Annotated in this window: 18 protein-coding genes; 10 read left to right on the top strand and 8 right to left on the bottom strand. The window is 64.9% G+C overall.

Features of this window, described 5'->3' with window-relative positions; genetic code table 11:
- Positions 1-143: 143 nt before the first annotated feature.
- The 3 genes from ACIP21_RS25780 (at position 144) to ACIP21_RS25770 (ending at position 6,008) form a co-directional block, all read left to right on the top strand.
- Positions 144-1,601, top strand: a complete 1,458-nt coding sequence (locus ACIP21_RS25780; RefSeq protein ID WP_400693853.1) for a phospholipase effector Tle1 domain-containing protein — start codon at positions 144-146, stop codon at positions 1,599-1,601.
- Between the two features lie 69 nt (positions 1,602-1,670).
- Positions 1,671-4,952: a patatin-like phospholipase family protein gene (locus ACIP21_RS25775; protein ID WP_400693850.1), complete on the top strand. Its 3,282-nt coding sequence runs from the start codon at positions 1,671-1,673 to the stop codon at positions 4,950-4,952.
- Between the two features lie 267 nt (positions 4,953-5,219).
- On the top strand, positions 5,220-6,008 hold the full coding sequence (locus ACIP21_RS25770) for a formate/nitrite transporter family protein (RefSeq protein WP_400693847.1): 789 nt from the start codon (positions 5,220-5,222) through the stop codon (positions 6,006-6,008).
- Positions 6,009-6,022: 14 nt separating this feature from the next.
- Here ACIP21_RS25770 and ACIP21_RS25765 read toward each other — a convergent pair whose 3' ends face one another.
- The 5 genes from ACIP21_RS25765 to ACIP21_RS25745 all read right to left on the bottom strand — a co-directional run bounded on the left by ACIP21_RS25765 (position 6,023) and on the right by ACIP21_RS25745 (position 11,486).
- On the bottom strand, positions 6,023-6,328 hold the full coding sequence (locus ACIP21_RS25765; protein ID WP_400693844.1) for an NIPSNAP family protein: 306 nt from the start codon (positions 6,326-6,328) through the stop codon (positions 6,023-6,025).
- Positions 6,329-6,398: 70 nt separating this feature from the next.
- Entirely contained in the window at positions 6,399-8,885 is a 2,487-nt protein-coding gene (locus tag ACIP21_RS25760) for a TonB-dependent siderophore receptor (protein WP_400693841.1), read from the bottom strand.
- A gap of 110 nt (positions 8,886-8,995) precedes the next feature.
- Complete coding sequence (locus ACIP21_RS25755) at positions 8,996-9,931, bottom strand: FecR domain-containing protein (protein ID WP_400693995.1); 936 nt, start codon at positions 9,929-9,931, stop codon at positions 8,996-8,998.
- A 5-nt stretch (positions 9,932-9,936) separates the two neighbouring features.
- On the bottom strand, positions 9,937-10,437 hold the full coding sequence (locus tag ACIP21_RS25750) for a sigma-70 family RNA polymerase sigma factor (RefSeq protein WP_400693839.1): 501 nt from the start codon (positions 10,435-10,437) through the stop codon (positions 9,937-9,939).
- Between the two features lie 71 nt (positions 10,438-10,508).
- Positions 10,509-11,486: a D-2-hydroxyacid dehydrogenase family protein gene (locus tag ACIP21_RS25745; RefSeq protein WP_400693836.1), complete on the bottom strand. Its 978-nt coding sequence runs from the start codon at positions 11,484-11,486 to the stop codon at positions 10,509-10,511.
- A 143-nt stretch (positions 11,487-11,629) separates the two neighbouring features.
- On the opposite strand from ACIP21_RS25745, the gene ACIP21_RS25740 reads away from it, so the two are divergent.
- The gene (locus ACIP21_RS25740; protein WP_400693833.1) at positions 11,630-13,003 is read left to right on the top strand and encodes a spinster family MFS transporter; all 1,374 of its coding nucleotides are present in this window, start codon (positions 11,630-11,632) and stop codon (positions 13,001-13,003) included.
- 152 nt (positions 13,004-13,155) lie between these two features.
- On the opposite strand, the gene ACIP21_RS25735 is transcribed toward ACIP21_RS25740, so the two are convergent.
- Both ACIP21_RS25735 and ACIP21_RS25730 read right to left on the bottom strand, forming a co-directional pair.
- Complete coding sequence (locus ACIP21_RS25735; protein ID WP_400693830.1) at positions 13,156-14,307, bottom strand: MFS transporter; 1,152 nt, start codon at positions 14,305-14,307, stop codon at positions 13,156-13,158.
- Positions 14,308-14,330: 23 nt separating this feature from the next.
- Positions 14,331-16,010, bottom strand: coding sequence for an amidohydrolase (locus tag ACIP21_RS25730; RefSeq protein WP_400693827.1), 1,680 nt, complete (start codon positions 16,008-16,010; stop codon positions 14,331-14,333).
- A 125-nt stretch (positions 16,011-16,135) separates the two neighbouring features.
- Here ACIP21_RS25730 and ACIP21_RS25725 point away from each other — a divergent pair, with 125 nt between their 5' ends.
- Positions 16,136-16,756 (top strand): TetR/AcrR family transcriptional regulator, encoded by a 621-nt coding sequence (locus ACIP21_RS25725; RefSeq protein ID WP_400693824.1) that lies wholly within the window; start codon positions 16,136-16,138, stop codon positions 16,754-16,756.
- 133 nt (positions 16,757-16,889) lie between these two features.
- Here ACIP21_RS25725 and ACIP21_RS25720 read toward each other — a convergent pair whose 3' ends face one another.
- Positions 16,890-17,804 carry a LysR family transcriptional regulator gene (locus ACIP21_RS25720; RefSeq protein ID WP_400693821.1) on the bottom strand — a complete coding sequence of 305 codons (915 nt, stop codon included), beginning with the start codon at positions 17,802-17,804 and terminating at the stop codon, positions 16,890-16,892.
- Between the two features lie 96 nt (positions 17,805-17,900).
- On the opposite strand from ACIP21_RS25720, the gene ACIP21_RS25715 reads away from it, so the two are divergent.
- The 5 genes from ACIP21_RS25715 (at position 17,901) to ACIP21_RS25695 (ending at position 25,113) form a co-directional block, all read left to right on the top strand.
- Positions 17,901-19,070, top strand: a complete 1,170-nt coding sequence (locus ACIP21_RS25715) for an MFS transporter (RefSeq protein WP_400693819.1) — start codon at positions 17,901-17,903, stop codon at positions 19,068-19,070.
- A 74-nt stretch (positions 19,071-19,144) separates the two neighbouring features.
- Positions 19,145-19,621, top strand: a complete 477-nt coding sequence (locus ACIP21_RS25710) for a sigma-70 family RNA polymerase sigma factor (protein ID WP_400693992.1) — start codon at positions 19,145-19,147, stop codon at positions 19,619-19,621.
- Positions 19,621-20,565, top strand: a complete 945-nt coding sequence (locus ACIP21_RS25705; RefSeq protein WP_400693816.1) for a FecR domain-containing protein — start codon at positions 19,621-19,623, stop codon at positions 20,563-20,565. Before ACIP21_RS25710 ends, ACIP21_RS25705 begins: the two co-directional genes overlap by 1 nt.
- 65 nt (positions 20,566-20,630) lie before the next feature.
- The gene (locus ACIP21_RS25700; RefSeq protein ID WP_400693813.1) at positions 20,631-23,018 is read left to right on the top strand and encodes a TonB-dependent siderophore receptor; all 2,388 of its coding nucleotides are present in this window, start codon (positions 20,631-20,633) and stop codon (positions 23,016-23,018) included.
- A 262-nt stretch (positions 23,019-23,280) separates the two neighbouring features.
- The gene (locus ACIP21_RS25695; protein ID WP_400693810.1) at positions 23,281-25,113 is read left to right on the top strand and encodes a DUF1302 domain-containing protein; all 1,833 of its coding nucleotides are present in this window, start codon (positions 23,281-23,283) and stop codon (positions 25,111-25,113) included.
- Position 25,114: the final 1 nt, after the last annotated feature.

The raw sequence follows: 25,114 nt of genomic DNA, 5'->3' as shown, positions 1-25,114 counted from the left end.
GCGTATTGAACAAATGGACAGGCACACGTGGGAATCTGCGCTAGCATCCCAATATCAGGGCATCAGATTCAAGTGCGATGTTTGTTTGTGCGCTGTGGTGGAAACGATGCCGCCAATCGGGTCTTCAGCCAAGCGAGATACCTATGCGCTTCCTGGTCTGCGTCCCTTTCAAGCGCTTGAGTCATATCGGGTTACTGCTGCTGGCGGCCTGGCTTTCGGCGTGCACGCATTCCAGCCCCGCCAAGACGGCCGCCGCCCCGCTGTTGCCTGACAGCCAAACCGCGCAAGTGGGAGGCGCCCTGAGTATTCCCGCGCACTGCATCAAGCCCGATGACATTGACCTTTCCAATGGTGAGCCAGACGATAATTACTACAAGGTCAAGACGCGCTGGCAGCAACTGAATTGCCGTTACGCCGATCCGCCTTCACGTAGTCTGCTGGTGTTTCTCGACGGTACGGCCAACAACAAGAAGTCCAGCACCAATATCTGGCGACTGTACGATTTGGCGTTGACCGCTGCTGACAGCGGTTCGCGCATCGTCCCTTACTACGATCAAGGGGTCGGCAACGACAAGTTGTCCAAAGTGTCAGGCAACCTGTTTGGCTCGGGTGTCAGCTTGAACATCCGCCAGGCGTACCGGTTTTTGGCGCAGACCTACAGGCCAGGCGACCGCATTTACCTGTTCGGCTTCAGTCGGGGGGCATTCACTGCCCGGTCCCTCAATGGGTTCATCGAATTTGCCGGCTTGATCAACGATCAAGCGCTTGCCAAGGACTGGGGCGATGATCTTCCGTTCTGGCTCGGCCTGAGTCACCTGCACCGCGCCACCGATGACCTCTACGACATCTATTTCAGCCGGGATACCGGCGCGGCCAGGTTCGAGCCAATCTTGCGTGAGCAATTGCGCCGTTTCGTCGTCGACAAGCAATTACCCGTGCGCCACGTGCAGGTTGAAGCCATCGGGGTTTTCGACACGGTACCGGCCATTGGCCTGGTACGCGATGAGGAGCCTGATGACCATCGACTGGCGTTATACGCCAGGCGTGGTTACCACGCCATGTCGCTGGATGAGCAGCGAGACGATTTTCGTCTGCTGCGGTTTTTTGCGCCGTTGAGCAAAGGCCAGACATTGCAGGAGGTTTGGTTTGCCGGTGTGCATGCCGATGTGGGGGGAGGATATGGATCGCCGGCCCTGAGCCGCTGCCCGCCGCGTCCTGGGTTGCCAGCCAATCAGCAACCGATCGGTCTGGAGGCCACACCGTTGCGATGGATGCTGGCCAACTTCGATGACGACGGCATCTTCCCGGCTGCGCCTTGGCCGGAGTGCCTGAATGGGCGCTTGCACGACGAGTTTCTTGATAGCTCTGGGATCAGGAAGCGTGTGTTTCGAATTTCCGGCTTGATCAAACGTCACCCGGTGACTGGCGATCAGGTGCACAAAAGCGTGCTGTGTCGAATGCACCTGCTTATTGCCGAACCCGTACGTCATCCCGAGCGCGAGCCTGATGGGCGCTATGTGCCTGCCAATCTGGGGGCTGAGCCGGAGCTTCAGCATCAGTTCCAGTTCCTGCCCGTGTCCCCTGATTATCGATGTCCGTGAGGTCTGGGCGGCGTGAGTTTTTCAGGCAAAGGGCAGCGGGTTCGGGTGAGGCGTTGAGAGGGGCATGTCATGCGCACAAAAAAAAATACCAACAGTCGTGCACAAGATGATGACTCCAAAGAGCTGTCGTTGTCTCAGGTGCTGCGCGCCGAGCACGAGGCGTTGGGCTTGCAGGGCACCCGTAAACGTACTGTGGTAGGGCTGGCGCTTTCCGGAGGTGGCATTCGCAGCGCCACGTTCTCGTTGGGTGTGCTGCAGGCATTGGCCGAAAAGAAAAGGCTCGCTTCGTTCGACTACCTCTCGACCGTTTCGGGGGGCGGCTACATCGGAAGCTGGCTGAGTGCATGGATTCATCGGCAAGGCCTGGATAAAGTGCAGGAGCAATTGGCCCAGTCTGCCAATACCGTAAGTGATGGTGCGCCTGCGTCGTCCGAACCGGCGGAAGTGGTCTGGCTTCGCCGATACAGCAATTACCTGACGCCACGCGTCGGGATGTTCTCGATGGACACATTGACATTGCTGGCTACGTGGTTGCGCAATGTTGTGCTGAACTTGATTGTGCTCCTCGCATTCTTTGCGCTGATTTTCACGCTGCCGTATGCGCTTATTATCGGTTTGAATGCGGCGATGAACTATCACGTTGCATTAGGCCAGGCAGCGGCCTGGGGAGGCATGTTCTTTGTCTTCTGCATTGGCTATAACCTGTGGCACCAAGGGTTGGCAATCAACCGAAGGCGCAACTGGGTCATTTCGACTCAAGGTGTCATCCTGACGGTAGTAGTGCCGGGCATCCTGGCGGTGATGTGCGCGGTGGTCTGGTGGAGCCAGTCAAAGCTCGATCAGCAGGCGATACTGGTCACGGTAAGCTACCTGGCAGCTTTGTTGATGGTTTTGCAGGTTCTCTGGATGACCGTCGAGTGGTTCAGCAACAAGCACAAACGCCAGATTTTATCGGATGCATTCATTCAAACGCTGGCGGGCGGTGTTGCGCTGGTGACCGGTGCCTTGCTGTTGATAATGGTGAGCCGTCTATGCCCGAGCGAAATAACCTGGGCGCCTCTCCACTATCGAATGCTGTTACTTAGCCTGGGTGTCCCGGTATTTCTCGCCGTGCTGGGTATCACGACGACTGTTTACACGGGCATCGTAGGCCGGGCTTATTATGAGCGCAGCCGGGAGTGGTGGAGTCGTCTCAATGCGTGGTTGATCACGATTGCCTTCGGTTGGGCCATCTGGTGCCTGTTGTCGTTCTTTTCCTTATCGTTGCTCGAGTGGATGAATGCGAGCCTTGACGGTTGGATCAGTCTGCTGGGGACTGGTTGGCTTGGGACGTTGCTGGCCTCCCTTTTCTTGCGGCGCCCCGAATCGGCTTCGATGAAGAAGCAACTGCGTATCGAACAGGTTTTGAACATCGCAGCGACGATTTTTGTTGTGGGATTGCTGGTGGTCATTGCTGCGCTCACGCAGAAGGCGTTGCTGATGGTTGTTGCGGATGATGGCACGCCGGCAGCGATGGCATACCTGTGGGATATGTTCCTTGAAAAGATGCAGTCTTTGGAAAGCCTGTTGGTCTACAGGGACGAACAGGTACCTGTCCTTGTCACGGTGATCGTCCTGCTCTGTGCCGTGACCCTGCTGTTTGCATGGCGGGTGGATATCAATAAATTCTCGCTGCACAACATGTACAAGAATCGTCTGGTCAGGTGCTACCTGGGGGCGAGCAATCAGACCAAGCGCAATGAGCAGCCTTTCGTCGGGCTGGATGAGGAGGATGATTTCGCACTCCACGAACTGGGTGGCCCTCAAGATCGCCCGGCCCCTCAACAGCCGTTCCATATCATCAATGCAACGCTGAACATTACCCAAGGCGCTAACCTGGCATGGCAAGAGCGCAAGGCCGCCTCGTTCGTGTTCACGCCATTGCACTGCGGATACTCGCTGGCGCGAACCCAAGGCGACTCGACTCCATTAGACGGTGAGACAAGCACTGGCGATGACGCCTTTCGAGCTTACCGTCGGACCACACGCTATGCCGCCAGCGATCAGGAAGAAAAAGGCTTCACCCTGGGCATGGCGCTTGCCACCTCCGGTGCCGCCGTCAGTCCGAACATGGGACGGGCCAGCATGCCCATGCTGGCGTTTGTGTTGACGCTGTTCAATATTCGACTGGGGCGCTGGAGTGCCAATCCGGCACAATCGCGCTGGACGTCGCCCAGCCCATCATTCGGCTTGCTGGCGTTGCTCAGCGAGTTGCTCGGTTTGAGCGACGAACGCAGTGCTTACGTCTACCTTTCCGACGGCGGCCATTTTGACAACTTGGGTCTGTACGAGTTGGTGAGACGTCAGTGTGGTGTGATCCTGGCGGTCGATGCCAGTGCCGACGAGAAGCGCGAGATGACTGACTTGGCCGATACGATTCGCAAGTGTCGGATCGATCTGGGGGTCGATATAACCTTTGATCAACTGAATGATTTTCGTGGTGATGATCATCAACGGTGTTCGCGAGGTTTCATCATCGGCACCGTACGCTACGGTGCCGCCCCGCCCGGTGTGCTGGTGCTGATCAAGCCCAGCTTGGCAACACGACACGATGAGCCGGCGGATGTACTGAACTATGCCATTCAGAACTCGACGTTTCCGCATCAAACGACGGTGGATCAGTTCTTTGACGAAAGCCAATTCGAGAGTTTTCGCCGACTGGGAAAGGGGATTGGCGATGCATGCCTATCGGTTCCGAGTATCTTGAACCTGCTGGAAGAGCGTGCGCCGGCACCGCTGCAGAAGAAGAGCGATCAGCGAGAAGAAGGCCGTAGCCACGTGACCAACTTGATAGGGTGGATGCTGGCTCGTCCGCAGGCGGAGCGCCCCGGGCGTGACGGCTCTCTGGTAGATCTGTTTATTGAGATGTTGATGCTTACCATTGTCTTCAGTGTGTTGATGCAACTTTTAGATTTGACGGTTTTCAAGACTTTCAGCCACTTCTGCTGGACGCTGACAAGCTGTGCCGCCAATGCGGAAGAACAGTTAGATAATCCGGCGCCCAGGCTGATGCTTGATAATGTGTTTGTCCTCTTGTACATGGTGACGTTCATCCTTGGGTACAAAACAGCGCTTGGAAAAAATAACGGGATATGGCTTGCGGTTATCTTACCGGTGGCCACCGCGCTGTGTGATTATGCCGAGAACTTCTTGTCACTCAGCCGGGTGCACACGGTGACCGAAGCGCTGGCAGTCGCGAGCCTCCTAAAATTCTGGGGCTTTGCACTTTGCTCTGTACTGCTCGTGCTGATGATTCCGTGCATCACCCACGCGTTCTGCGAACGCTGGTTCCGCCAAGGGAAATTGCCATAGGTTGCACAGCGCATACCGTTGGGCTGGCACTCCTGCGATCAGGCCGGCCCGCGGCCCATCATCGACCCCATCTATCACCCCATCCACCCTATCAATTTGACTGCGACATTCTGCCTCAGTAACGTGCGCCGCTCTTCGATGTAGCCCCGAGACCGCCCGTTTTGCCGTCCTCCTGAACCTCCTCCGCCGTGCCCCTGCAATCTTTAAATTCCCGACTTGCGGCATGCCTCCGGGCGTGGCCGTCGTCCCTGTGTTCGAGTTGCTGAAATGTCCGTCAATGCCCCTTCCCGCATCACCGAGCTCGTCATCGAGGCCGGCGCCAAGAAAGCCCAACTGTCCACCCGTGCGCTGCTGATCCTCGGCTTCCTCGCCGGTGGCTTCATCTCCATGGGCTTCATCCTGGCCATCCACGTCAGCGCCATGATCCCCGGGCAATGGGCCTCGCTTGGCAACCTGCTCGGCGCCGCGGTGTTCCCCATCGGCCTGATCCTGGTGATCCTGGCGGGCGGCGAGCTGCTGACCGGCAACATGATGAGCCTGCCACTGGCGATGTTCGCCGGGCGTATCGGTGTGGGGGCGGTGGCGCGCAACTGGCTGCTGGTGACCCTGGCCAACCTGCTGGGCGCGCTGTTCGTGGCGTATTTCTTCGGCCATATGCTCGGCCTCACCGAGGGCGCCTATCTGAGCAAGACCGTGGCCGCGGCCACCAGCAAGGCCAGCGCCGACTTCGCGCATGCGTTCGTTTCCGGCATCGGCTGCAACTGGCTGGTGTGCCTGGCGGTGTGGCTGGCCTATGCCAGCCGTGAAATGAGCGGCAAGATCCTCGGCATCTGGTTCCCGATCATGGCCTTCGTCGCCATCGGCTTCCAGCACGTGGTGGCCAACATGTTCCTGATCCCGGCGGCGATCTTTGCCGGCTACCTGAGCTGGGGGCAGTTGCTGCACAACCTGGCCGCAGTGTTTCTCGGCAATGCCGTGGGCGGGGCGATCTTCGTCGGGCTGGCGTATTACGTTTCGTACGGCGCAGCGGCCCAGGAGCAGGCCACCGCGCAGTAAGCCCGGCTCGGTTTTCAGGCGAGCAGGGGCCGCAGGAAGCTGCGTTCGTAGCTGAGGATGAACTTCAACCGCGCGGCATCGGCGAACAGCTCGATGCACGCCTCATCCTCGGTGGACGCCTGGCGATAGCGCTCGTAGGCGGCCAGGCTGGGGAAGCTGAACAGCGCGTAGGCGATGTTGTTCGCCCCCTCGGACGGCAGGAAGTACCCGTGGTGCTGGCCGCCCATGCGGTTGACGATGGCGATCCACGCCTTCGAATAGCGTTCGAAGGCGTCCAGCTGGTAGGGATCGATCACGTACTTCAGGTGGCAGGTAATCATTGCATCAGTCCTTTGACGGTAGAAAAGTGCTGGCATTCTACCGATTCAATGAAGGCCTGTGGCAAGGGGGTCAGAACGCGCCCTGCAAGGTCACCGTGAAATTGCGCGGCTCCCCATAGAAGTTGCCCCACGCCGGCGCCCCGATGGTGGCGTAGTACTTCTTGTCGAACAGGTTGTTGCCATTGAGCGCCACGCTCCAGTGCGGGTCGATGCGGTACTGCACCCGCCCGTTCCACACCGTGTACCCCGGCTGTACCACCTTGGTGCTGCCGGTCTTGCGGAAGTTCTCGCTCTGGCTGTTCAGCCCCGCGCCCACGTTCCAGCGTTCCAGCGCGCCATCGAGCTGGTAGTCGCCCCACACCTTGAGCATGTGCCGCGGAATGAAGCTGGAAGTGAAGGTCAGTTCGGTCGGGTCGGTGTCGTTGATGGTCTTCAGGTACTTGGTCTGGGTGTAGGTATAGCCCGCCAGCAGCTGCAGGCGCTCGACCGGTGAGCCGCTGACCTCGGCCTCGAAGCCCTGGGCGCGGACCTTGCCGCTGTCGGTGTAGCAGTACTGGTCACCCGAGCCGAGGCAGGTGTCGGCATAGTCGGTTTCCGCACGGTGCTCCTCGATGCCCTGGAACAGGTTGAACGAGGCGTTGAGCGCGCCGTCGAGCAGTTCGCCCTTGATGCCCAGCTCGTAGTTCTTGCCGGTCTTCGGTTGCAGGGCCTGGCCCTGGGCATTCACCAGGTTGCTCTGGGGCTGGAAGATCTCGGCGTAGCTGGCGTAGGCGGTCCACTCGCTTGTCAGGTCGTAGAGCACGGCGGCGAAGGGCGTGACCTGGCCGTTCTCCTGGCTGCGGTTGTGCACCCAGTAGTCGTAGGCCTGGGTGTAGGAGTCGCTTTTGTTGCGGTACCAGCTCACCCGGCCGCCGAGCACCAGGGTCAGCGGCTCGGCCAGTTTCAGGCGCAGGTTGGCGTAGGTGCCGTACTGGGTGGTGGTGGAGTCGGTCGGCTCGCTGCCACCGCGAATCGGGTTGGCCAGGTAGTCTGCCGAGGACGGGCGTGGGAAGGCCGCCGACGGTGCGAACGGGTTCTGGCTGCCGCTCAGTGACATCAGCGCGAAGTAGTCGTGGGTCTTCTGGCGGCTGGCATTGGCGCCGATGATCACCTCGTGCTCCAGGCCGAACGCCTCGAACTTGCCGTCCAGGTAGGTATCGAAGCCGTAATCGCTCTGGTCGTAGTCGAACTTGCCGGCGTAGCGGCGCATGCTGGCGCTGCTGGCAGCGACCGGCACCGAGCCTTCGGAGTAGCCGTATTCGATGTCCTGGTCGTTGTGGGTGTAGACCGAGGCGAAGTTCAGCGACCAGTCTTCGCTGAAGCGGTGCTTCAGGTCGGCGAAGCCGGTCACCCGCTGGCTCTGCTGGGTGTTCCAGCTGGCGCCCAGGCAGGTGGAGCGCGACAGCTTGAGGTCGCTGCCGTCGGCGTAGCGCGGCAGGCCGTGGTAGCAGGGCGAGGCGTCGACATCCTCATAGGCCAGGCCCACGCCCAGGGTGGTGTCGGGGCTGATGTCCCAGTCCAGGGCACCGTAGTACACCTGGTCCTGGCGCTTGGCGTGGTCGTAGAAGTACTGGCGGTCCTGCACGGCGGCCACCGCGCGGCCGCGCAGGGTGCCGGCATCGTTCAGCGGGCCGCCCACGTCGACCTGGCTGCGGTAGTTGTCCCAGGTGCCGGCGGACAGGCTCAGGGTGGTGGTGGGTTTGTCCTGGCCGCGCTTGCGCACGAAGTTGACGCCGCCGGCCGAGGAGCCGGAGCCCTTCATCATGCCGCCCGCGCCCTTGAGAATCTCGACCCGGTCGTAGAAGCCCATGTCGCTGGAGAAGCTGTTGGCCTGCACGTAGTTGCCGCCCACGTCCAGCGGCACGCCGTCGTACTGGTACTGGCCGTCGAGGTTGAAGCCGCGCGAGTAGAAATACTTGCCGCCCATGGGCGAGTCGTACACGGTGATGCCCGGGGTCTTGTCGAGCACCTGCTCCAGGGTGTTGAGGTTCTGGTCGTCGAGCATCTTGCGGGTCATCACGGTGACCGCTTGCGGCGTCTCTTTCAGGGTGTGCACGCCCTTGCCGATGGTTACCGCGCGCGCGGCGTAGGACTGGGTGCCTTCGCTGGTCGCGTCCAGGCGCCTGGCGTCGATGTTCAAGGCGCCCAGTTCCATTGCCGCGCCGCTGCTCGCCGGCACCAGTACGAAGCCGCCATTGCCCTGACGCTGTGCCTGCAGGCCACTGCCCTGCAGCAGGCGTGCGAGGGCTTCTTCGAAGCTGTAGCTGCCGTCGAGCCCGTTGCTGTTCAGGCGCCGGGTCTGTTCGGTGTCGAACGAAATGCTCACGCCGGCCTGCACCCCTAGCTGGGTGAGGGCGTTGCCCAGGGGGCCTGCGGCCACATGGTAGCTGGCCTGACTCTGCGCCTGGGCCTGTGCCGCCAGCAGCAGGGCCGGGGCGCCGGCCAACGAGAGGCCAAGCGCTACCCGGCGCACGGCCTGGCGCAGTGGGGTGGCGGGGGTGTGGAGAAGATGAGGCATTGCGTGATCCTTCCGAGTCGTGGCAGAAAGTCGCTGTCGTCGCGGCTTGTGTCAGGGACGGACGAGAATCGAAATCAGCAAGCTTCAGCGCGAAAAATGTTGCCCGAGCCTCAGGCCGGTTCCACGCTCACCCAGTAACGGCTCAGGTAGCGCACCTTCACTGGCAGGGTTTTGTCCAGGTTGGCCAGGGCCACGTCGGTGTCGTCGATATGGAACGCGCCGGAGATGCTCAGTGCCTGAATCGACCGGGCGCAGCGCAGCACGCCGGGCCGGTAGCGCCCCAGGGCTTCGATGAAATCGCCCAGGCGCCAGTCGTTCACGCTCAACATGCCGTGAACCCAGGCGGTCGAGTCGACGGGCAGGGGCCGAGGCGTGTCCAGTTCGTCGCGATCGAAGCTGAGCTGTTGCCCGGCCTGCACCTGCAGCACCTGCTGCACATGGCGCTGCGGCCGCACCTCGACGGCAGCCTGCAATACCCCGACACGTGTCTGGGACGCCAGTTTGCGCACGCTGAAGACCCCGCCCCGGGACAGGATGCTGCCGTCATCGGTGTGCACCACGAAGGGCCGGCGCTGTGCGTCGACGCTGGCCGTCACCAGGATTTCCCCACGGTACAGTTCCAGCGCCCGCAGTTTCTGATCGAAACGAACGTCAAGTGCGGTGTCGACGTTCAGTTCCAGTTGCGTGCCGTCATCCAGTTGCAGCGAGCGCCGCTCCCCGCTGCCGGTACGCTGCTGGGCGAGCAGGGCGCGGCCAGGCAACTGCTCGGCGGCCAGCCAGGTGCCAGCGCCCATGGCCAGCAGCAGGCCCAGCACCTTGAGCACGTCGCGCCGTTGCGCCTGTGCGGCGCCCAGGCTGGACAGCGCGGCTTGGCGCGGCACCAGCCTCCATTGCTGCTGCAACCGCTCCACCCGCGCCCAGGCCGCGGCATGTTGCGGGCTGGCTTGCAGCCACTGCTCCCAGGCTTGGGCAAGGGCGGCGCTGGGGGGCGCCTCGTTGAGCTGGACGTACCAGGTGGCGGCGGCTTCGAGCGTGGCGTGGTCCAAGGTGCTCACGGTTCGAGCACCACCAGGCAGCGGGTCATGGCACGGATCAGGTGGTTCTTCACCGTGGTCACCGACACCTCGTAGCGCTCGGCGACGGCGGCATAGGTCAGGCCTTCGAGCTGCACCGCGAGGAAGATGTCACGGGTGCGCGCGCCCAGTTCGTCGAGCAGGCTATCGACCGCAACCAGCATCTCGATGATCGACAGCCGTACCTCCGGCGACACCTCCACCGGTTCCGGGCGCAATGCCAGCGCCTGCAGGTAGGCCTGTTCGATGGAGCGACGGCGGGCCTTGTCGATCAGCAGCGAACGGGCGATGGCGCTGAGGTAGCTGCGCGGTTCACGAATCGGCATCTGGCTGCGCGCGGTCATCACGCGCAGGAAGGTGTCGTGGGCCAGGTCGCAGGCATCGGCGGCATTGCCCAGACGCACCCGCAACCAGTGCTTCAACCAGCCGCTGTTTTCGCTGTACAGCCGGTGAAGGGCCGCGTCATCGAGCACCGACATAGGCGTCAATCCGTAATATTAATGGGAATTGATCGCATTGTTGCGGTGCACGAAGTCAATTGCAAGCGCGATCAGCGCGCTGCTTTCAAGGCCTGTGGGTTGGCGAGATTGACCGGCGCACCGGCGAAGAACGCCAGCACATTGTCGAACGCATCGCCGAAGTACAGCTCGTAGCCGTTCTTTTCCACATACCCCAGGTGCGGTGTGCACAGCACGCGGGGGTGGCGCAGCAGCGGGTGGCCGGGGTCGAGCACGGGCTCCTGCTCGTAGACGTCCACCGCCGCATACCCTGGGCGCCCGGCGTCGAGCGCCTGCAGCAGGGCACCCGGCGCGATCAGTTCGGCGCGGCTGACATTCACCAGCAAGGCATCGGTTTTCATCCGGCTCAGGTCATCGAAGGTGACCCCATGCCGGGTGCTGTCGGCAAGCCGCAGGTTGAGGGTGACGATATCCGCCTCGGCAAAGAACGCCTCCCGCGACGCAGCCGCCCGGTGGCCATCCGCCTCGGCCCGGGCGCGGCTGGCTTCGCTGCCCCACACCAGCACCGGCATGTCGAATGCCTGGGCATAGCGCGCCAGGCGCTGGCCGATCTTGCCGTAGCCCCAGATGCCCAGTACCTGGCCGGCCACGGCATGGCCCAGGTTGACCTGCCATTGGCCCTGGCGGAAGGCGTCGATTGCCGGCACCAGCTGGCGCCGGGCATTGAGGATCAGCGTCCAGGCCAGCTCCGCCGGCGCCACCGGCGAGCCGCGCCCCTCGGTCACGACGATGCCGCGGGCGGTGCAGGCGTCCAGGTCGAGGTGGCTGGAAACCTTGCCGGTCTGGCTGATCAGCTTGAGGTTTGGCAGCCGGTCCAGCAGCGCCGCATCGATGCGCGTGCGTTCGCGGGTCAGTACCAGGGCGTCGGCGCCGGCGAAACGGGCCGCCAGTACCTCCAGCGATGCGGGCTGGGGCTCATGGAAGACACTGACGTCGTGCCCGGCCAGCTTGGCGAAGCAGTCGAGGGCGCGGATCACGTCCTGGTAGTCGTCGGGGATGGCAATACGCATGGTGGTCGGCCTTGGCGGTGGAGGGAGGGGGGTGACTGTTGGGCGGTATCAGCGAGGTCAATGATGGCAGACAACGGCCAACTCCACTTCTAGATTCATCAGGCAAGCCGGAAGCCCCGAACAATAAGAAAAGGGACTCATCGATGCACACCTCCACCCAAGCCTCGAATGCCTGGCGAATCCTGTTCCTGCTGTTTCTCGCCAACCTGTTCAACTTCTTCGACCGCACCATCCCGGCCATCATCATCGAGCCGATCCGCCTGGAGTGGCACCTCAGCGACTTCCAGCTCGGCCTGATCGGCACCGCCTTCACCCTGGTCTATGCCATCGCCGGCCTGCCCCTGGCACGCCTGGCCGACAACGGCTCGCGGGCCAAGGTGATGGGCTGGGGGCTGGCGGTGTGGAGCGGGCTGACCGCCGTCAACGGCATGGTCGGCAGCTTCTGGAGCTTCCTGCTGGTGCGCATGGGGGTGGGCATCGGCGAGGCCAGCTACGCGCCGGCGGCCAACTCGCTGATCGGCGACCTGTTCCCGCCAGCGCGGCGGGCGCGGGCGATGGGCATCTTCATGCTCGGCTTGCCGCTGGGGCTGCTGCTGGCGTTCTTCACCATCGGCGCCATGGTCCAGGCCTTCGGCAGCTGGCGCGCGCCGTTCTTCATCGCTGCAGTGCCGGGGCTGTTGCTGGCGCTGCTGGTGTTGATGATCCGCGAGCCGGCACGTGGCGCGGCGGAGCCGGTGGCCAGCGCACAGGTGGCGCTGGACCGGCCACTGCGGCGGGTGCTGAGCGTGCCGACCTTCGGCTGGCTGGTGCTGGCCGGCTTGACCTTCAACTTCGCTTCCTACGCCTGCAACTCGTTCATGGTGCCGATGCTGCAGCGCTATTACCAACTGCCGCTGCAACAGGCGGCGGTGGCCACCGGGGTGATCGTCGGGCTGACCGGGCTGGTGGGCCTGACCCTGGGCGGCTGGGTGGCCGACAAGGTGCACCAGCGTTTCGCCAATGGCCGTCTGCTGTTCGCCTCGCTGAGCATGCTGGTCGCCACCGTGGCCACCGGCTGGGCGTTGCACGCGGGGCGTGTCGAGCTCGGGCTGTTCGTGGTGGTGTTCGGGGTCGGCTGGCTGTTCTCGTACAACTTCTACACCTGCGTCTACACCGCGATCCAGGATGTGGTGCAGCCACGCCTGCGGGCCACGGCGATGGCCTTGTACTTCGCCGGGTTGTACCTGCTGGGCGGTGGTCTGGGGCCGGTGGTGGTCGGTGGGCTGTCGGACCATTTCGCCCGCTCGGCGATGGCGGCGGCGGGGCAGGTGCAGATGAACGAAGCTTTCAAGGCCGAAGGCTTGCATGATGCGATGTACCTGATCCCGGCGGCGCTGGTGTTGACCCTGGTGTTTCTGCTGTTGGCCTCGCGGTGTTACCAGCGCGATGCCCAGCGGATGCGCGAAGGAATGATGGTGGACAACGACTTGCCCAAGGCGGCGTTGCATGGCACGGGCTGCGCCCGTGTTCGCGGGTAAACCCGCTGCCACAGGTACAGCGCAGCACTTGAGTGCTGTGCCATACCTGAGATGACGCAGGCTGACTCACGCCTTGAAGCTTGCACGGTTCCCGGTGGGAGCGGGTTTACCCGCGAACACGGGCGCAGCCCGTGCCATGCGCCGCAGTGCCGTCAGGCCGCGCTGGCCCGCCGCTGCCTCACCCCGGCCATGCACTTGAGCAGGAACCCCAGCACCACCGCCACCCCGGCGCTGACGAAGATCGTCTCGCGCCCGGCGCTCTGCTGCTGCAGCGCCACGAACGCCGGTGCCAGCGCTGCCGCCGCCACCTGCAGGATGCTCACCCACGGTGTCAACGTCCCCCGTGGGTCATTGCTGGCGATCGCCCCCATGTAGTAGGTCAGTGCCAGCACCCAGCCGAAGTTCATCAGCAGCAGCGCCAGGCACAGCCACTGTGCATCGGGGCTGAAGCGCGCCAGCATCACGATCGACACCAGCACCACCAGCGAGCCGAAGCCGATCATCGGCCCCCGGCGCACCCGCGCGCCCAGCACGCTGGGCAGGGCCCCGCCCGGCAGCCCACCGAGAATCCCCAGGCCGAACGCCCAGCCCACATCCGCCGCCTCGATGCCCCGTTCGCGGGCCAGTTGGTCGACGAACCCCCAGATGCAATAGATCGCCAGTTGCAGGCACAGCATCCCCAGCAAGGCATGGCGCCCGAGTGTCGCCGAACCGAGCCCGCTGCAGGCCACCTGCGCCGGTGCCTCGCGGTGAAGCTTCGGAGGAATGGCCAGTGCCGCCAGGGCGATCAGCACGAACCAGAACCCGATCGTTGCCACCGCGCCGCGGCTGCCGAACAGCTCGGCCAGTTGCGGCATGCAGGTGGCGTAGACAGCGAACACGGCGGTCTGGATCAGCAGCGACAAGCCGTAGGAGCGGTCCTGCCCCGGCAGCCGGCCGAGCCCGCTGATCGCTCCGGCATACAGCACGCCCGCCGCCACGCCGCAGGCCAGGCGGCACAGCACCAGCGCTTGCAGTGTGCCCAGGGTGGCGCTGAGCAGGTTGAACAGCAGGGCGGCAAACGCCGCAACCAGGTACAGGCCGCGCCCGCCAAAGCGCCGGCCCAGCAGTGGCAGCAACAGGCTGCCGAGCAGGGTGCCGGCCATTTCGCTGGAGAGGATCCAGCCTTGCTGGCTCAGGTCCAGCCCGAGCCGTTCGGCCACCAGGCCGATGAAGATCGGTTGTACGCCGATGATGATCAGCGCCGTGGCGGCGATGTAGATCAAGGCGGCACGCAACAGCAGGGTATTGTTATTGTTGTGCATTGGAGTTTCCCGGGTGCGGCAGGTCAGGCGTGGGGGAGGCTGCCTGCGTCGTGGGTGATGCGGCCGTTCATCAGGGTCAGCGCCACCTCGGTCTTGCCGATCTGGTAGCGGTCGAGCTCGAACAGGTCCTGCTCGAGGATGATGATGTCGGCGCGCTTGCCGGCGGTGATCGAGCCGATTTCCTGCTCCAGCCCCAGCTGGTAGGCGCCGTTGAGGGTATAGGCGGCGATCAGCTGCGGGATGCTCAGGCGCTCGTCGGCGTCCGGCATCACCGGTGCATTCGGCTCGCCGCTGAGCTGGCGGGTATGCCCCGACTCGATGTGCTCCACCGGCTTGTGCTGGCAGCGGCACTGGCAGACCAGGCCGTCCATGCCGATCGACACGGTCACGCCCTGGTCGATGAAGGTGCGGAACTTGTACATCGAGGCCCAGCGCTTGAAACCGTACGACTGCTGGATCGCCTCGGCATAGGCGTCGACCACGCCCCATTGCAGCTGGGTGTTGGCCATCACGCCGATGCGGCGAAAGCGCGGGATGTCGTCGGCGTGGGTGAGGAAGGCGTGGGTGATCACGTGGCGGCGGTCGCGCGGCGGGTTGCTGGCGAACACCCGTTCGAACACATCCAGCGCCATGCGCACGGCGCCGTCACCCACGGCATGCACCATCACGTCGATGCCAGCCGCGTCGGCCTCGCGCACATGGCGCTCGAACACCGCCTCGGGCATGGTCGTCGAACCGCAATGGGGTTTGTCGCAGTAGGGCTCGAGCAGAAACGCGGTGTGGTTCAGTTCGGTGCCGTCGAGCATCAGTTTCAGGGTCTGCGCCTTGACCAGCGGTGAGTCGTAACGGCGGCGCATGGCCTGCAGGATGGGCAGCGGGTCGTCCTCGGTGCCCATGTTGATGTAGCTGCCGACCACGCGCAGTTTCAGGCGCTCTTCGCGTTCCAGCTGCTGCAGGGTTTCGTACAGCAGCGTCTGGTCGCCTGCAGGGTCGAGGAAGCCTGCGTCGAACACCGTGGTGATGCCGGCGGCCACCAGTTTTTCCTGCCAGAAGGGGATCGAACGCAGGTACAGGTCGATGCCGGTGGGCAGGTAACCGGCTTCGCTCAGGCGTTGCATCAGCAGCGAATAGGCGGCGCAGTCGATGATCACGCCGGTGGGCTCGCCGGTGAGCGGGTCTTTCTCGAACCAGCTGGCGCCTTCTTCCACGGGCGGGGTGTCGCGGTCGATGCCGGCGGCGTTCAGCGCACAGGAGTTGACCCACATGGTGTGGTAGTCGGTGGACAGCAGGCATACCGGCTTGTCCGGGCAGATGGCGTCGAGCACTTCACGGCGCAGCATTTCCGGCGGCATCAGCGGCTGGATCCAGCCCATGCCGGTGATGGCCTTTTCCGTGGGGTTGGCGTCGACGTAGCGCTGCAGCAGGGCCAGCACCTGGTGGGGGTCTTCGTGGTTGACCAACGCCTGGAAGGCGAAGGCGGTGCTGGAGAAATGCCAGTGCGACTCGACGAAGCCGGGCAATACCAGCTTGCCGCCGGCGTCGATCAGGCGCGTGGCGGCGCCTGCATGGGCCATGACGCTGGCGTGGTCGCCGACGCAGAGGATGCGTTCGCCGTGGATGGCCACGGCGTCGGCCCAGGGCCGGTGCGGGTCCACGGTGTAGATGCGGGCGTTGTGAATGATGAGGTCTGCAGCGGTATGCATGGCGGCTCCCTGGGTCAAAATGCCGCGCTAGTGTTGTGTCGGTAAAAAGTTTTAGTCAATAAAATATTTTTGCGACTTGGCTTTGCGCGCTATGCTGGCCGCCAGTCTTGAAAAAGGGGAGTGCAGTGAGCGGATTGCGCGAGCAGCAGAAGGCGATGCGCCGGGAAACGATCAGCCGCACGGCGCTTGGCCTGTTCGAGGCCCAGGGCTTCCAGACCACCACCATGGAGCAGATCGCGCGGCTGGCGGCGGTGTCGGTGCCGACGGTGTTCGCCTATTTCGGCAGCAAGCAGGAGATCCTCCTGGAGAAGCTGCGCGAGGCCGACCACCGCGCGGTGGCCGAGGCGCGTCGGCGCTTGCCGGAATTCGACGATGCGCTGGATGCCCTGTGCTGTTACGAAAGGCACCTGACCGAGTATGCGTTCGAGGTGCTGCCGGCGCCGTTGTGGCGCGAGATCCTGCCGCCGTTGCTGCCACTGCTGGGGCCTCGGCAGCAAGACGTGCCCGAGGCGTACAAGCGGGTCAACGATGCGTTGGTGGCGGAGCTGACGCGGCTGCTGCAGGACCTGTGCGACAGCGGCCGGCTGCGCGCCGGGCTGGATGTGGATTACGCGGCATTCCTGATCAACGACTATGGGCACTTGCAGCTGTTGCGCCTGTGCAGTGCCGAGCCGCTGGACCTCGCCGGGCACCGCGAGGAAGTGCGGCGGTTCATGGGCTTGCTGCTGGCGGGCATGCAACCCTGATTATCCGACACCACAATAGCCCCCTGTGGGAGCGGGTTTACCCGCGAACACGCGCGAAGCGCGTGCCATCCTGCGCGTTGCCTGCTTCGCGGGTAAACCCGCTCCCAGAGGTATCGCGCAAGCGGCCGGAGCTTCAGTAACTCTGATTCATCGGCCACCCCTGGTGATGCTCCACCAGAAAGTCCACAAACACCCGCACCCGGGCCGGCATCGCCGGCCCCCCGACGAACACCGCATGCAACGGCTCCTGGTCCCCGGGGTTGAAGTCCTCCAGCAATGCCACCAGTTGCCCGTTCTTCAGTTCCTCGGCAACAGTGAAGGTCCCGATCCGCGCCACCCCGGCCCCCAGCCTGGCCAGCTGCGCCAGCGCCTCGCCACTGCTGCACTCGATATTTCCCGCCACCTTCAGCGAAAACACCTGGCCCTCACGCCTGAACGGCCAATCCATCGCCGCCCGGCGGAAGTTGAAGCGCAGGCAGTTGTGCCGCGCCAGGTCTTCCGGCACCTGCGGCGTGCCGCAGCGCTGCAGGTACTCGGGCGAGGCCACCACCACCTGCCCGGTATGGCCGATGCAGCGTGCGCTCAGCGAGCTGTCGGGCAGGGGGCCGAAGCGCAGCGCGACGTCGGCCTGGCCGCCATGGATATCGACGATCTCGTCGCTCAGGGTCAGGTCCACCAGCACCTGCGGGTACAGCTTGCTGAACTGGGTGAGCAGCGGCACCAGGGTCATCCGGCCATGGCCCAGTGCCGCGCTGACCCGCAGCCGCCCGCGCGGCACGCCCTGGTCGGTGATCGCCTCTTCGACCTCGACCAGGTCCGCCAGGATCCTGCGCGCCCCGCGCAAATAGGCCTCGCCCTCGGTGGTCAGGGTGATTGCCCGTGTCGTGCGCAGCAGCAGGCGGGTGCCCAGGCGCTGCTCGGCGCGGGCAATGATGCGGCTCACTGCGGAAGGCGTCAGGCCCAGCTCACGGGCCGCCGCAGACAGGCTGCCTTCGTCCACCACGCGGGTGAACACTTCCATCTCGCCGGAGCGGCCGTTGAAGTCCATCTGTGCCTCCTGCGCAAAGGTGATTGCCGAAAATGCGGTCTAGTGCATTGAAAGCGCTGATCGTAGCATTTGCGGCATAGATAAGGAGCCTTCCCCATGCGTATCAATCCACCCCTCGTGGCACTGGCCATCGGTGCCTTCGGCATCGGTGTCACCGAGTTCGCCCCCATGGGCATGTTGCCCAGCATCGCCGCCGACCTCGGCGTGTCGATCCCTGCCGCCGGGCTGCTGGTCAGCGCCTACGCGGTCGGCGTGCTGCTCGGCGCGCCACTGATGACCCTGGCCACCGGCAAGGTCCCGCGGCGCTACCTGCTGATCGGGCTGATGGCGATCTTTACCCTGGGCAACCTGCTGTCGGCGCTGGCCACCGATTACCAGAGCCTGATGCTCGCGCGCATCGTCACCTCGCTCAACCACGGCGCGTTCTTCGGCGTCGGCTCGGTGGTCGCGGCCAGCGTGGTGCCACCGGAGAAGCGCGCCGGCGCGGTGGCAGCGATGTTCATGGGGCTGACCCTGGCGACCATCGGCGGCGTGCCGCTGGCCACCTGGTTCGGTGAACTGCTGGGCTGGCGCACGGCGTTCTGGGGCATTGCCGGCCTTGGCCTGGTGGCGATGGTCTCGCTGTGGTTCGCGCTGCCCGACCTGCCGCTGCCGAAAAGCGGCGGGGCGATGGCCGAGATCCGCGTGCTTGGCCGCGGGCCGGTACTGTCGGCGCTGGCGCTGACCGTGGTCGGCTCCAGTGCAATGTTCACCGTGTTCACCTACATCGCGCCGATCCTGCACGCCCAGGCACAGGCCTCGACGAGCTTCATCACGGCCATGCTGGTGTTGTTCGGCATCGGCCTGACCTTGGGCAACCTGTGGGGTGGCAAGGCGGCGGACCGCTCCATCGAGCGGACCTTGCTGGTGTCGCTGGCGGTGCTGATCGCGGTGCTGCTGGTGTTCCCGGCCACCTTGGGTTGGTCGCTGCCGACCGCCGTGGCGATCCTGGTCTGGGGCATTGCCAGCTTCGCCCTGGTGCCGCCTTTGCAGATGCGCGTGATGGAAGCCGCCAAGGACGCGCCGAACCTGGCGTCGGCGGTGAACATCGGCGCCTTCAACCTGGGCAACGCGATTGGCGCGGCGCTGGGCGGCGCGGTGATCAATGCGGGGCTGGGGTACCCGGCGGTGTCGTATGCCGGGGCAGGGATGGCAGTGCTGGGGCTGGTGCTGACCATCGCCTGGCGGACGCGGCCGGTGGTGCCTGCGCAGCAGGCGGCGGCGTGACCGCGTTGGGCTGTTGGGGTATGGCGACAGGGTGGTAGCGCCTGTGAGATCGAGCGCCGCCCCCGGAGCCCAGCCTGCCCGCGCTCTACCGCGAGCACCGCAACTGGCTGGAAGCCTGGCTGCGCCGGCGCCTGGGCAACGCCTGGGATGCCGCCGACCTCAGCCAGGACACCTTCCTGCGCGTACTCGCCAGCGCCCAGCCGCTGGCGGAGATCCGCGAGCCGCGGGCCTACCTGCTGACCGTGGGCAAGCGCCTGTTGAGCAACTTCCACCAGCGCCGCAGCCTCGAGCAGGCCTACCTCGACGCCCTGGCGCAACTGCCCGAGCAGAGCCTGCCATCCCCCGAACAGCGCTGGATCCTGCTGGAAACCCTGCAAGCCCTGGATGAGTTGCTCGACGGCCTCAAGGCCCCCGTGCGCAAGGCGTTTCTCTGGAGCCAGCTGGAAGGCCTGGGCTACGCCGAAATCGCCCGGCGTCTCGACATCTCCGAACGCACCGTCAAACGCTACATGGCCCAGGCCTATGAGCACTGCCTGCTGGCGGACCTCTGATGCCTGCGCATTCCCTCGAGGCGCGCGCAGTGGTGCGCGCCGCCGCCCGCTGGCTGGCACTGCTGGAGTCCGGCCAGGCCAGCCCAGCCGACCTCCAGCGCCTGGCGCAATGGCGTGCCAGCAGCAGCCTGCACGAAAGCGCCTGGCAAAAGGCGCAGCTGCTGCGCCAGCGGTTCTCGCAACTGCCCGGCGAACTGGCCATGGCCACCCTCGACCGCCCGGATAGCGGCCGCCGCGCCTTGCTCAAGCAAGCCCTGGGCATCGCCGCGCTGGTGCCGACGGCCTGGCTGCTCAGCCGGCAGTTGCCGTTGGACGCCTGGGCCGCCGATGTGCACACCGCCGTCGGCGAGCGCAGGCAGTTGACCCTGAGCGACGGCACCACCTTGCAACTGAACACCGACAGCGCCGTCAACATCGACCTCAGGACAGGGCGCATCGTGCTCGTGCGTGGGGAAGTGGCGGTCAAGGTTCCCGAAGCGGTCGAGCTCAATATTCGCGTCCCCTATGGCCAGGTGGCAGTCAGCGCTGCCGAGGTGTGCATGCGCCTTTACGATGATTACTGCCGTGTATCGGTCGCCAGCGGGGCCGCGACCTTGCAGCCGCTACGCGGTGCTGCAATTACCCTGAAGGCTCGCCAGCAGGCCAGTTTGCGGGCAACTGGCCTGGGGCCGGTCACGGCCGTGGACGACCTGCTGCTCGGTTGGCGCGAGGGCGTGCTGCGCCTGGACGATCGCCCCCTCGGCGACCTGCTGCACGAGCTGCGCCGCTATCGCCCCGGCCTGCTGCGCTGGGCGCCGGAACTGGAAGCCCTGCGGGTCACCGGCACCTTCCGCCTCGACGACAGCGACCGTGTGCTGGCGCTGCTCGCCGCCAGCCTGCCGCTGGAGGTGCATGCCCGCACCCGTTACTGGGTGACGTTGGCGCCGCGAGAAAAGCGTGCCTGAGGCTGTCCCCTTTTTTTCCCTCACCGGTCATTACCGGTAAGAGAACACAAAGGGAGCCTGTTTCAATGCCAGCCGTAACGCCATACCGCCTGATCCCGCTCGGGTTCGCCATGAGCCTGTTGCTGAACGTGCCTGCCTGGGCCGAAGCGCAAGCCCGCCGCAGCTATGAAGTCCCTGCCGGCAGCCTGGGTGCCGCGCTGACCCGCTTCGCCGACCAGGCCGGCGTCAGCCTGTCGCTGGACCCGGCGCTGGTCAGCGGCCGGCAGAGCGGCGGCCTGTCCGGCAGCTACAGCGTCGACGAAGGCTTCCTGCAACTGCTGCGCGGCAGCGGCCTGCGCTTGCAGCCGGTGGGCGAGGGCGCCTTTACCCTGGTGCCCGCCCCCCAGGGCGCCGATGCCCTGGAGATCGCCCCGACCACCATCGTCGGTGGCCAGCCCTCGGGCAGCGAGGCCCAGCCCTACGCCGGTGGCCAGGTCGCCCGCAAGGGCTCGCAGGGCTTGCTCGGCTCGCGGGATTTCATGGAAACACCGTTCAGCATTACCACCTACACCAGCGACCTGGTGAAGAACCAGCAGGCCCGCACCCTCGGCGACCTGATCGGCAGCGACCCATCGGTACGCGCTACCAACCCGGCCGGAGGGCGCTTCGAGCAGTTCACCATTCGCGGCTTCAGCCTGTTCAACAGCGATGTCTCCTACAACGGCCTGTACGGCATCCTGCCGACCTATTCCATCGACATGGAAATGGCCGACCGCGTCGACATCATCAAGGGCCCCAGCCAGCTGATCAACGGCATCTCGCCACGCGGCAGCGTCGGTGGCGGCATCAACGTGGTGCCCAAGCGTGCCGGTGACAAGCCGATCACCGAGTTCACCGGCAGCTACGCCTCGGGCAGCCAGGTTGGCGGCGCGGTGGACATCGGCCGACGCTTTGGCGAAGGCGAGCAGTTCGGCCTGCGCTTCAATGGCGTGAAGCAGTCCGGCGATACCGAGTGGGATCACCAGCGCGTCGACCGTGAAATGGCCGTGCTCGGCCTGGACTTTCGGGGTGAACGCCTGCGCCTGTCCGCCGACCTGGGGCACACCCAGCGCGACACCGATGCCCCGCAGGAACGTGTGCTGGTCGGCGCCAACGCCCAGGTACCGAGCGCCAACCACGTGCGCCACAACTACGCCCAGGCCTGGAGCCAGGCGCGTACCGAGGACACCTTCGGCGCACTGAACGCCGAGTACGACCTCAGCGATTCGCTGATGGCCTACGGCGCGGTCGGTGCGCGCAAGAGCAACCATGACTTCCTCCGCCACAACGTGTCGATCGTCAACGACGCCGGCGACTTCACCGTGCAGCCGCGCGACTTCACCCGCGACGAGTCGGTGCGCACCGCCATGGCCGGGCTGCGCAGCTGGTTCCACAGCGGGCCGGTCAGCCACGAAGTGAACCTGGCCGCCAGCTATTTCTACATGGACTTCACCAATGGTGGCGCCCGCTACGCCTCGGCGCCAAGCAACCTCTACCGCCCGCTGCCGACGCCGACGCCGGGCACGCCGACCCGCACTGATGCCGAGGTGTACACCGAGAACCGCTTTTCCGGCGTCGCCCTGGCCGATACCCTGGGGTTCTTCGACGACCGCCTGCTGCTGACCCTCGGAGCTCGCTGGCAGCGGGTCCAGGTCGATGACTGGAGCAATGGCGTGAAAGGCGACACGGCTTATGACGAGGAAAAGGTCTCGCCCTCGGCTGGCGTGCTGCTCAAGGTCACCGACCAGCTGTCGCTGTACGCCAACTACATGGAAGGCCTGAGCCAGGGCAAGATCGCCCCGTCGACCTCGGTCAACGAGGACCAGATCTTCCCGCCGTTCACCAGCCGCCAGGTCGAGGTCGGCGCCAAGTACGACTTCGGCCGCGTCGCCGTCACCGCCAGCGCCTTCCGCATCCGCCAGCCGGCCTACGAGACCAACGCCACCTCGCGGGTGTTCGGCGCCAACGGCAAGCGCGACAACCGTGGCATCGAGCTCAGCCTGTTCGGCGAGCCGCTCGATGGCGTGCGCGTGCTGGGCGGGGTGATGTACATCGACAGCGAGCTGACCGACACCGTCAACGGCGCTTTCGACGGCAACCGCGCGCCGGCCACGCCCGAGTACAACGTCAACCTGGGCGCCGAGTGGGACATCCCCGGGGTCAACGGCTTGACCCTGACGGCGCGCGGCATTCACTCCAGCTCGCAGTACCTGGACCAGGACAACAGCAAGCAGATCGACGGCTGGGAACGCTTCGACCTGGGCGCGCGCTATGCCTTCAAGGTCGACAGCACCGAGGTGACCCTGCGCGCCAGTGTCGAGAACGTGCTGGATGACCGTTACTGGGCCTCGGCCGGGGCCTCGGACGACAGCGAGCCGGGGCTGACCCTGTCCACCCCGCGCACCTACCTGCTGTCGGCGACCCTCGGCTTCTGATCATCAACAGCAAGCCGGGCACAACGCCCTGTGGGAGCGGGTTTACCCGCGAACACGGGCGAAGCCCGTGCCATCCACCGCAGCGCCTGTTTCGCGGGTAAACCCGCTCCCACATTACTGGCTTCAAATACAGCACATATCTGTGGGAGCAAGCCATGCCAAACCGTTATGGCCGCAATCCGAAGACGCTATTTGTGGCCCGCCACACACCTCCCTACCATCGGCCAGACCTCACCTCCAATAACCAGAAAAGAGGTTCAACGTGGCCCATTCCCTTGCCCGCGGCCTGCCGCTGCTACTGTTCGCCACACCCCTTTACGCCGCAGATTTCCAGGTCGGCTCCATCGACGGCCAGTTCGACACCAGCCTGGCCCTTGGCCTTGGCATCTCCACGTCCAACCCCAATGCCAAGCAGCTGCAAGCCGCCAACGGCAACGACGGCCGGCGCAACTACCGTGCCGGCGACGTGTTCTCGGCAATCTTCAAGGGCACCCACGACCTGGAACTGCGTCACGGCGATGTCGGCGTGTTCCTGCGCGGCACCTACTGGTACGACACCGCCCAGCGCGACCACGACCAGCGCTTCAAGCCCATCGACGACCGCAACCGCAAGGCCTCGGCCAAGACCGCCGGCGCAGAGCTGCTCGACGCCTTCGCCTACTACTTCTACGACATCCATGGCGAACCGGGCTCGGCGCGCCTGGGCAAGCAGGTGGTCAACTGGGGCGAAAGCCTGTTCATCCAGGGCGGGCTGAACGTGCTCAACCCGTTCAACCAGGCCGCGCTGCGCCGCCCGGGGGCAGAGGTGAAGGACGCGCTGGTGCCGGTGAACCTGTTCTATATGACCCAGAACCTCAACCAAGCGGTGTCGCTGGACGCCTTCTACCAGCTGGACTGGGAGCAGACCCAGCTGGACAACTGCGGCACCTTCTTCTCCGGCAACGACTTCATGCCCGACGGCTGCAGCGGCCTCGACGTCGGCGGGCGCCAGGTCGGCGACCCGCGTATCGCCCAGGGCCTGGCGCCGTTCGGCGTGACCCTGAACGAAGAGGGTATCCATGTGCCACGAGGGGGTGACCAGGATGCCCGCAACAGTGGCCAGTGGGGTATGGCCTTGCATTGGTACGTGGCGCCGCTGGACACCGAGTTCGGCATCTACGCCGCCAACTACCACAGCCGCTCGCCGTACCTGGGCACGGTCAGCAGCCCGTATTTCAGCAACACCACATTCGCCCCGCAGCTGTGCGCCAACATCGGCGTGGCGGCGGGCCGCTGTGGCGCCTTTCTCGCCAGCGAAAGCGGCCAGACCATCGCCGGCGCGCTGCGCATGGGCACCTCGCAATACCAGGCCCAGTACCCCGAGGACATCCGCCTGTATGGCCTGACGTTCGCCACCACCCTGCGCACCGGCACCGCCGTGCAGGGCGAGCTGACCTACCGGCCGAACATGCCGGTGCAGCTCAACGGCACCGACATCCTGCAGTCGCTGCTCAACAACGCCAGCCGCAGCCCACTGCTCGCCGACGGCCTGCGCCCGGCCAGTGACAGCACCCTGTTCAACGGCTATCGGCGCAAGGAGGTGAGCCAGTTGCAGGTGTCGGCGATGCACGCCTTCAGCCAGGTCATGGGGGCCAACCAGCTGTTGCTGGTGGGGGAGGTCGGCGCCACCTACGTCGGCGGCCTGGAAGGCCGGTTCGGGCCGCGCTACGGCCGCTCCGGCGCCTATGGCAGCGGCGAGCTGGCCGACAACAGCGTGTGCGTGGCGATTGCCCGGGACCCGGACGACTGCAACGGCGAAGGCTTCGTCACGCCGTTTGCCTGGGGCTACCGGCTGCGCGCGACCTGGAGCTACCCCAACCTGGTGCCCGGCGTCGACCTGCGCCCCAACCTGTCCTGGTCCCACGACGTCAAGGGCTATTCCCCCACCGACGGTTCGGCCTTCAACCAAGGCTCGCGGGCCGTCAGCGTCGGCCTTGACGCCTCGCTCGGCGGCCAGTATTGGCTAAGCCTGGCCTACACCGATTACCGCGACGGCGACTACGGCACACGCGGCGACCGCGACTTCGTGTCCCTCGGCGTCGGCGCCACCTTCTGAC

Source organism: Pseudomonas sp. NPDC089401 (assembly GCF_044749485.1).
Taxonomy (GTDB): domain Bacteria; phylum Pseudomonadota; class Gammaproteobacteria; order Pseudomonadales; family Pseudomonadaceae; genus Aquipseudomonas.
The sequence above is the reverse complement of the archived record's forward strand: the minus strand, read 5'-3'. Positions and strand labels throughout refer to the sequence as shown.